Annotated in this window: 7 protein-coding genes and 1 pseudogene; 7 read left to right on the top strand and 1 reads right to left on the bottom strand. The window is 65.0% G+C overall.

The window, feature by feature from the left end:
- Positions 1 to 55 precede the first annotated feature (55 nt).
- Positions 56 to 823: pseudogene (locus FNJ47_RS43335) on the bottom strand (flagellar biosynthetic protein FliO); the annotation flags it as partial.
- A gap of 372 nt (positions 824 to 1,195) precedes the next feature.
- On the opposite strand from FNJ47_RS43335, the gene flgB reads away from it, so the two are divergent.
- From flgB to cckA, 7 genes are all read left to right on the top strand, one after another.
- Positions 1,196 to 1,606 (top strand): flagellar basal body rod protein FlgB, encoded by a 411-nt coding sequence (gene flgB / locus FNJ47_RS43330; RefSeq protein ID WP_163162535.1) that lies wholly within the window; start codon positions 1,196 to 1,198, stop codon positions 1,604 to 1,606.
- Between the two features lie 84 nt (positions 1,607 to 1,690).
- Positions 1,691 to 2,116 carry a flagellar basal body rod protein FlgC gene (flgC, locus tag FNJ47_RS43325; RefSeq protein ID WP_021077939.1) on the top strand — a complete coding sequence of 142 codons (426 nt, stop codon included), beginning with the start codon at positions 1,691 to 1,693 and terminating at the stop codon, positions 2,114 to 2,116.
- Between the two features lie 26 nt (positions 2,117 to 2,142).
- The gene (gene fliE, locus FNJ47_RS43320) at positions 2,143 to 2,454 is read left to right on the top strand and encodes a flagellar hook-basal body complex protein FliE (protein WP_163162533.1); all 312 of its coding nucleotides are present in this window, start codon (positions 2,143 to 2,145) and stop codon (positions 2,452 to 2,454) included.
- Positions 2,455 to 2,591: 137 nt separating this feature from the next.
- Positions 2,592 to 2,855: a flagellar biosynthesis protein FliQ gene (gene fliQ, locus FNJ47_RS43315; RefSeq protein ID WP_021077937.1), complete on the top strand. Its 264-nt coding sequence runs from the start codon at positions 2,592 to 2,594 to the stop codon at positions 2,853 to 2,855.
- An 18-nt stretch (positions 2,856 to 2,873) separates the two neighbouring features.
- Positions 2,874 to 3,644: a flagellar biosynthetic protein FliR gene (fliR, locus tag FNJ47_RS43310; RefSeq protein WP_163162531.1), complete on the top strand. Its 771-nt coding sequence runs from the start codon at positions 2,874 to 2,876 to the stop codon at positions 3,642 to 3,644.
- Between the two features lie 107 nt (positions 3,645 to 3,751).
- Positions 3,752 to 4,825 (top strand): flagellar biosynthesis protein FlhB, encoded by a 1,074-nt coding sequence (flhB, locus tag FNJ47_RS43305; RefSeq protein WP_163162529.1) that lies wholly within the window; start codon positions 3,752 to 3,754, stop codon positions 4,823 to 4,825.
- Positions 4,826 to 4,966: 141 nt separating this feature from the next.
- Entirely contained in the window at positions 4,967 to 7,546 is a 2,580-nt protein-coding gene (gene cckA, locus FNJ47_RS43300; RefSeq protein ID WP_163162537.1) for a cell cycle histidine kinase CckA, read from the top strand.
- Positions 7,547 to 7,669 lie beyond the last annotated feature (123 nt).

Genomic DNA, 7,669 nt, shown 5'->3' with positions numbered 1-7,669 from the left:
CCCACACCTCCGCTCGCGCCCGCCTCGACCATGGGCGCCGTCAGAGGGGTCACGGGGGCGGCCGCGCTGCCGGCGCGGGCCGTTGCGGCATCTCGGCGAGATTGGCGTCGGCGTTCGATGCCGGCGGTGGGGGCGCCTGGGTTGCGGCCGGCGGCGGAGCAGGGGGAGGCGGTGGCGGCGGTGTCGCGGCACGCTCGGGTGCGCGCAGCGGCGGCGGCGCCTTCGGCGGCTCGGCAGCGCGGGGCGGACGCGGGACGACGGGTTCGGAGCGCGGCGGCAGGCGCGGTGGCATCGGGTCGGGCCGCGGCTCGCCACGTTCGGGCGTGAAGCCCGCGAGCGGATCGCTGCGGCGCTCGGCGATCGGCGGCGGAGGCCGACGAAGCTCGTCGGCGAAGGAGGGGCGCGCCTGGCGCGGCGGCAACTCAGGCTCGGGAAGCTCGAAACTGTCGGAGCGGGCGGCTTCGCTCTCGTTCCAGGCGGCGTCCGGGAGCGGTGCCACGCGCGGCGGCGCGGCGTCGGTCGCGACCGCGGGACGGGCCGACATCTGATCGCGTCCGGGCATCGCCCGCACGATGTTCGGCTCGACGACGATGTCGGTCGGGCCACCGATCATCAGGAGATGCTCGACGTTGTCCCGGCGGACCAGCACGAGGCGGCGTCGGCCGTCGACGGCAGCTGCGTCGATCACCGCCAGTCGCGGCATGCGTCCGCGGTTGGCGTTGGCCCCGAGGCGGTTCCCAGCGAAGCGGCGGACGAGCCATGCGGTGACGCCGATCAGCGCCAGCACGACGGCAAACGCCAAGACGAATGTAACGACCTGCATATTGGAATCCCCGGCCATCGTGGCCTTCCTCAGCTTCCGCCATCAACGAGCGCGGATTGATAAGTGTGGTTTGCTTTAGCGAATCGCGCCCGAGATTCGCCTTATTTCTTAATTCCCAGCGGCTTGCAGCCGACTGTTCTATTAATAAACCAAGAATCGCTTGTCCCAAAACGACTTCTCAGCGCCCCACGCTGTCTTGGTTTGTGCTGGTTAACGCAGCATTCGTGGCGAAAATGCGCTCGCCGGCCCCAGTTGCGGCGTTCTCCACGGCTCCGTCGGATATTTTAACCACCCGTTAACCATACACCGGGCAAATTCTGCCTACCTCGGAAGAGCCCAAGGGGCGTCCAAGAGGTTAACGGAGCCGCGGCGATGTCCATGAACGATCTCCCGATCCTGTCGGCGTTGCGCAGCAAGATGCAATGGCACCAGGAGCGCCAGCGGGTGCTCGCCGAGAACATCTCCAATTCCGACACGCCGAACTTCCGGCCGCGCGACCTGGTCGAGCCGAAGTTCGATCGGGGCGGCGCCACGGTCGGCGGCGGCATGGGGACGCTGCCGATGATGCAGACCAGCGCCACCCACATGGCGGCATCCGGCGCGCCCGACAACTTTGACAATGATCGCGGCAAGAGCGGGTTCCAGACCCGCCCGGCCGGCAATGCGGTCAATCTCGAGGACCAGATGCTGAAAGTGTCGGCCAACCAGATGGACTTCGCGGCCGTCACCTCGCTCTACAGCAAAAGCCTGCATCTCCTGAAAACCGCGATCGGCAAGGGCTAGGGCATGATCCGGAAAAGTGTGAAGCGGTTTTCCGAGAAGATCATGCCCGAACCAGCAAAAGCCTGACGGCGGCAGGAGGATCCCATGGCAGATGGAACAAGCGATTTCGCCCGCTCGATGAGCATCGCGACCTCGGGCCTGCGCGCGCAGGCGGGCCGGATGCGGGTGATCTCGGAGAATATCGCCAATGCCGATTCGACGGCGCAGACCGCCGGCGGCGATCCCTACCGCCGCAAGGTGCCGACGTTTTCCTCGGCGCTCGACCGCTCGCTCGACGCCCAGGTCGTCACGCTCGGCCGGATACGTCCCGATCAGTCGTCGTTCCGCATCAAGCACGAGCCGGGCAATCCGGCGGCGGACGCCTCCGGCAACGTCAAATATCCGAACGTCAATTCGATGGTCGAAATGACCGACATGCGCGACGCCCAGCGCTCCTACGAGGCGAACCTCAACATCATCAGCGCGACGCGGCGGATGATCCAGCGCACGCTCGACATCCTCAAGTCCTGACGCAACAAGAACAGGGAACGTAACTCATGGCTACACCGACAGTCGCAGCCAACGCCTACGCCAATCTCGCCAAGATGATGGAGCGCGGCGGCGCCGAGAAGGCCGGGCAGGCGGTCGCCGGTCCGTCCTTCAGCGCGCTGTTGAAGGACTCCGTCGGCAGCGTGCTGGAGGCGGGCAAGAAATCCGACATGCAGACCATGGCGATGGCCTCGGGCAAGGCGAACGTGATGGACGTGGTGACGGCGGTCGCCGACACCGACGTTGCGGTGTCGACGCTGGTCTCGGTCCGCGACCGTGTGATCCAGGCCTATGAAGACATCATGAAGATGCCGATCTGACGTCCGTCAGGACGTCATCCCGGGGCGCGCAGCGAACCTCAGATGTGCAATTGCACATCAAGGATCTCGAGGTTCCGGGTTCGATGCTGCGCATCGCCCCGGAACGACGGTGCAAACAACTGAAAGCGAGAACAACAATGACCGGTCCCGAAACTCTCGACGTGGCGCGCGATGCGATCTGGACGATCGTGATCGTATCGTCGCCCCTGATGGTGGTCGGCCTCGTGGTCGGCGTCGTGGTGTCGCTGTTCCAGGCGCTGACCCAGATCCAGGAACAGACCCTGGTCTTCGTGCCGAAGATCCTCGCGATCTTCGTCACATTGCTGCTGGCGTTGCCGTTCATGGCCGACTCGCTCTCAAGCCACATGATGCGGATTTCGTCGCGAATCATCGGCGGTTGATGCACTAATGCCGCGGTCATGCGCATCGATGTCTCCCTGCTGCCGGCGCTGGCCGCAATCTTCGTGCTGGTCTTTGCGCGCGTGGGCGCGATGGTGATGCTGCTGCCCGGCTTCGGAGAGAGCAACATCCCGGCACGGGTCAAGCTGTCGATCGCGCTGCTGCTGACGCTGATCATCCTCCCCTTGCATCGCAACGCCTATCATGTCGATCTGACGTCGATCTCCTCGCTCGGCGTCCTGATGGTGCATGAGCTCATCATCGGCATCGTGCTCGGTGCGACCGCGCGGGTGACGCTGTCGGCGCTCAATGTCGCGGGCTCGGTGATCGCGCAGCAACTCGGCCTCGGCTTCGTCACCGCGGTTGATCCGACCCAGGGCCAGCAGGGCCAGATCGTCGGCAACTTCCTCACCATCCTCGGCCTGACGCTGCTGTTTGCGACCGACAGCCACTACCTCGTCATCGCGGCGCTGAGCGAAAGCTACCGGATCTTCTCGCCGGGCGAGATCATGCCGACCGGCGACGTCGCCGCACTGGCGACCTCCGCGTTCTCCGCGGCCTTCAAGATCGGCCTGCAGCTGTCCGCACCGTTCCTGGTGTTCGGCCTCGTCTTCAACATCGGGCTCGGCGTGCTGGCGCGGCTGATGCCGCAGATGCAGGTCTACTTCGTCGGCGTGCCGCTCTCGATCATGGTCGGCTTCCTGATCTTCGGCATCGTGCTCGCCGCGATGATGAACACCTATCTCGACTACTTCCTCGGCGTCATGCGCCAACTCGCCCCAATGAACTAGGGCGTTTTCGAGCGAAGTGGGAACCGGTTCGCGTGAAGAAAACGCGTCAAAAATAGGATCTCAGAACATGATGCGATCAAGTCGGATCATGTTCCAGGGGAGCAGAGATGGCCGACGATACCGAAGACAAAACAGAAGACCCTACGCAAAAACGTCTCGACGATGCCCTTGAGAAAGGCGACGTCGTCAAAAGCCAGGAGGTCAACACCTGGTTCATGATCGCCGGCGCCACGTTGGTGCTGTCGACCTTCTCCGGCTCGATCGGCGGCGGCATCTTGATGCCGTTGCGCAACCTGATCGCCAATTCATGGATGATCCGTACCGACGGGGCCGGCCTGCTGGCGCTGACGCAATCGCTCGGCTACGCCGTGGTTGCCGCGATCGGCGTGCCGTTCCTGATGCTGGCGCTGGCCGCGGTCGCGGGCAACATGATCCAGCATCAGCTGGTGTGGTCGGGCGAGCAGCTCAAGCCGAAATTCTCCAAGATCTCGCCGGCTGCCGGCTTCAAGCGGCTGTTCGGCAAGCAGGCGGTGGCGAACTTCCTGAAGGGCCTGTTCAAGCTGATCGCGCTCGGCGCCGTGATGGTCGCGGTGCTGTGGCCCGACCGGATGCGCATGGAATCGTTCCTGCGGGTCGATCCGGCGGAGCTTCTGCCCGCTGTCACCGGCATGACGGTGCACCTGTTGGCGGCGGTGGTTGCCATCCTTGCGGCGGTTGCGATCGCCGACTACTTCTTCCAGTACCGGACCTGGTACGAGCGTCACAAGATGTCGCTGCAAGAGATGAAGGAGGAGTTCAAGCAGTCGGAAGGCGACCCGCACGTCAAGGGCAGGATCAAGCAGTTGCGGGTCCAGCGCGCCAAGAAGCGCATGATGGCCCAGGTTCCGAAGGCCTCGGTGATCATCACCAACCCGACCCACTATTCGGTGGCGCTGGCCTATGACCGCAGCATGTCGGCGCCGGTCTGCGTCGCCAAGGGCGTCGACAACCTCGCTTTCAAGATCAGGGAGATCGCCAAGGAGCACGACATTCCCATCGTGGAGAACGTGCCGCTGGCCCGGGCGCTCTATGCGACCGTCGAAATCGACAAGGAAATCCCGGTCGAGCACTATCATGCGGTTGCCGAAATCATCGGCTACGTGATGCGGCTGAAGCGCGGCCTGTCCGGCCTGCGCCAGTAAGGGGCGGAAAACCGCTTGAAATGCGTGTAACTTGCGAAATTGCCGCCTGATGGACTTGCGTTTTCGGGTCCGATTCAGGCACTCAGGGGCAAGGTGGCCGGCCGGTCGCCTTCGTGATGCAGACGAGCCATGTCTCTCCAGATGACCGCCGACAGCAACGATCCTCCCGCGACTGAGCCGTTCGTGGCCCACGGGCCAGCGCGGCGCAGCGGCAGCATCCTGCTGGTGGTCCTGATCGCCATCGGCATCGTCGCTCTGGCAGTCTGGCTGATGGCCATCGGTCGTACCCAGGCGCAGCCCTATATCCTCGGGGTGCTGGCGCTGCTCGCCACCGCCGGCCTGTTCAACCTGTTTGCGCTGGCCGCCGGCATCATCCGCTTCTCCGACCGCGCCACCGACGACCCGGTGATGGCACGGATTGCCGACCACGCCCAGGAAGGGCTGGTCGTCACCGACTCCCGCGGTCACGTGGTCTATTCCAACGCCGCCTATCTCGCGCTGACCGGCGCGGCCGGGCCGCAGGACGTCCGGCCGGTCGAGCGCGTCTTCATCGGTAACCCTGACGTCTCCGAGGCGGTGTTCCGCCTCCTGAAGGCGGCGCGCGAGGGCAAGCGGCAGCAGGAGGAGGTCCGGGTCGCCGGCCATGAGGCCGCGCAAGGTGGTGCACAAGGCCGTTGGCTGCGCCTGAGGGTCCGCCCGCTCGGCGAGGGCAAGCGCGACGCGAAATACGCGGTGTGGTCGATCGCCGACATCACCCGCGACCGCGAGCGTCAGGAAGACGTGTTCCAGGAGCTGCGGCATGCGATCGAGTATCTCGACCACGCGCCATGCGGCTTCTTCTCGGTCAATCCGGCCGGCGAGATCGCCTATGTCAACGCGACGCTCGCCAACTGGCTGGACTATGATCTGGCCGAGATCGGTTCGGGCGGCCTGAAGCTGACCGACATCGTCTCGGGTGACGGCGCGGCGCTGCTGACCTCGATTGCGGCGGTGCCGGGCGAGGTCAAGACCGAGGTGTTCGATATCGACCTGCGCATGCGCGGCGGCAAGACCGTGCCGGTGCGGCTCTATCACAAGCTTGCCTTCGGCGCTGACGGCGAGGCAGGCTCCTCGCGCACGCTGGTGATCAGCCGCGCCCGCGACGAGCGTTCCGATCCGGAGCGCGCCGCCGAAGTGCGCTTCATGCGCTTCTTCGACCATACGCCGATGGCGATCGCGACCGTCGATCGCGGCGGCAATGTGGTCGGCGCCAATGCGCGCTACGCCAAGCTGGCGCAGGGGCTGAACGGCGACGGCGGCGCCGCCAAGTCGATCTTCCGCGCGGTCAATCCGCGCGACCGCGGCCTCCTGATCGCCGCGATCAACCAGGCTGCGGAAGGACAGGGCGATATCGCGCCGGTCGAGGTGATGCTCGACGGGCCCAAGGAGCGCTTCGCCCAGTTCTTCGTCACGACCGTCGAGAAGGACGAGCGCGACGCCGAGACCGCGATCGTCTACATCCTCGAGATCACCGAGCGGCGCGCGCTGGAAAACCAGATCAACCAGTCGCAGAAGATGGAGATGGTCGGCCAGCTCGCCGGCGGCATTGCGCACGACTTCAACAACGTGCTGTCGGCCATCATGATGGCGAACGACTTCCTGTTGAACGCGCACAAGCCGACCGACCCGTCGTTCCAGGACATCATGCAGATCAAGCAGAACGCCACCCGCGCCGCGACGCTGGTGCGGCAGCTGCTTGCGTTCTCGCGCCGCCAGACGCTGCGGCCACAGGTGCTCGATCTCGGCGATGCGTTGAGCGACCTCACCATGCTGCTGCGCCGGCTGATCGGCGAGAAGGTCAAGCTCGACCTCGTGCATGGCCGTGATCTGTGGCCGGTGAAGGTCGACGTCTCGCAGTTCGAGCAGGTGGTGGTCAATCTTGCGGTCAACGCGCGCGACGCGATGCCCGACGGCGGCAAGCTGATCATCCGCACCGCCAACGTGTCGACCGAGGAAGCCGCCCAGCTCGCCAACAAGGGCATGCCGGCGGCGGACTATGTGAAGATCGAGATTTCGGACACCGGCACCGGCATTCCGCACGAGATCATCGACAAGATCTTCGAGCCGTTCTTCTCGACCAAGGAAGTCGGCAAGGGCACCGGTCTCGGCCTGTCCACGGTCTACGGCATCGTCAAGCAGACCGGCGGCTTCGTCTATGTCGATTCCGTGCCGGGCGGGGGAACCACGTTCCGGATCTATCTGCCGCGGCATCGCCAGGAGCAGGAGGTCGCGCCGGAGGCGCATGCCGGCAACGGCGCGGCGAAGGAGACTGCTACCGCTGAAGCCGCCAAGCCGAAACCGGATCTCACCGGGCAGGGCACCATCCTGCTGGTCGAGGACGAGGACGGTCTGCGCTCGCTCAATGCACGCGGCCTGCGTTCGCGCGGTTACAGCGTGATCGAGGCGGCGAACGGCGTCGAGGCGCTGGAGGCGTTCGAGGAGAACAACGGCAAGGTCGATCTCGTCGTCTCCGACGTCGTGATGCCGGAGATGGACGGGCCGACGCTGCTGAAGGAAATGCGCAGCCGCAATGCCGAGCTGAAGATCATCTTCGTCTCCGGCTATGCCGAAGACGCCTTTGAGAAGAGCCTGCCGGAGAACCAGCAATTCGCGTTCCTGCCGAAGCCGTTCACGCTGACGCAGCTGGTTGCCGCGGTGAAGGAAACCATGACGGCGAACTAGGTGGTGTGGACTCTAAGGATTCCCTTTTAGGAGCAAATCAGATTCAAGGCTGCTTTTGGGGAGGCCGCCTTGGGTGTGATGGACCGTTTGGTATTGAGCGACGCGGCGTGGGAGCGGATGGCG

The organism is Bradyrhizobium uaiense (assembly GCF_010811875.1).
GTDB classification, from domain to species: domain Bacteria; phylum Pseudomonadota; class Alphaproteobacteria; order Rhizobiales; family Xanthobacteraceae; genus Bradyrhizobium; species Bradyrhizobium uaiense.
This window is presented reverse-complemented; position numbering and strand designations above follow the sequence as displayed.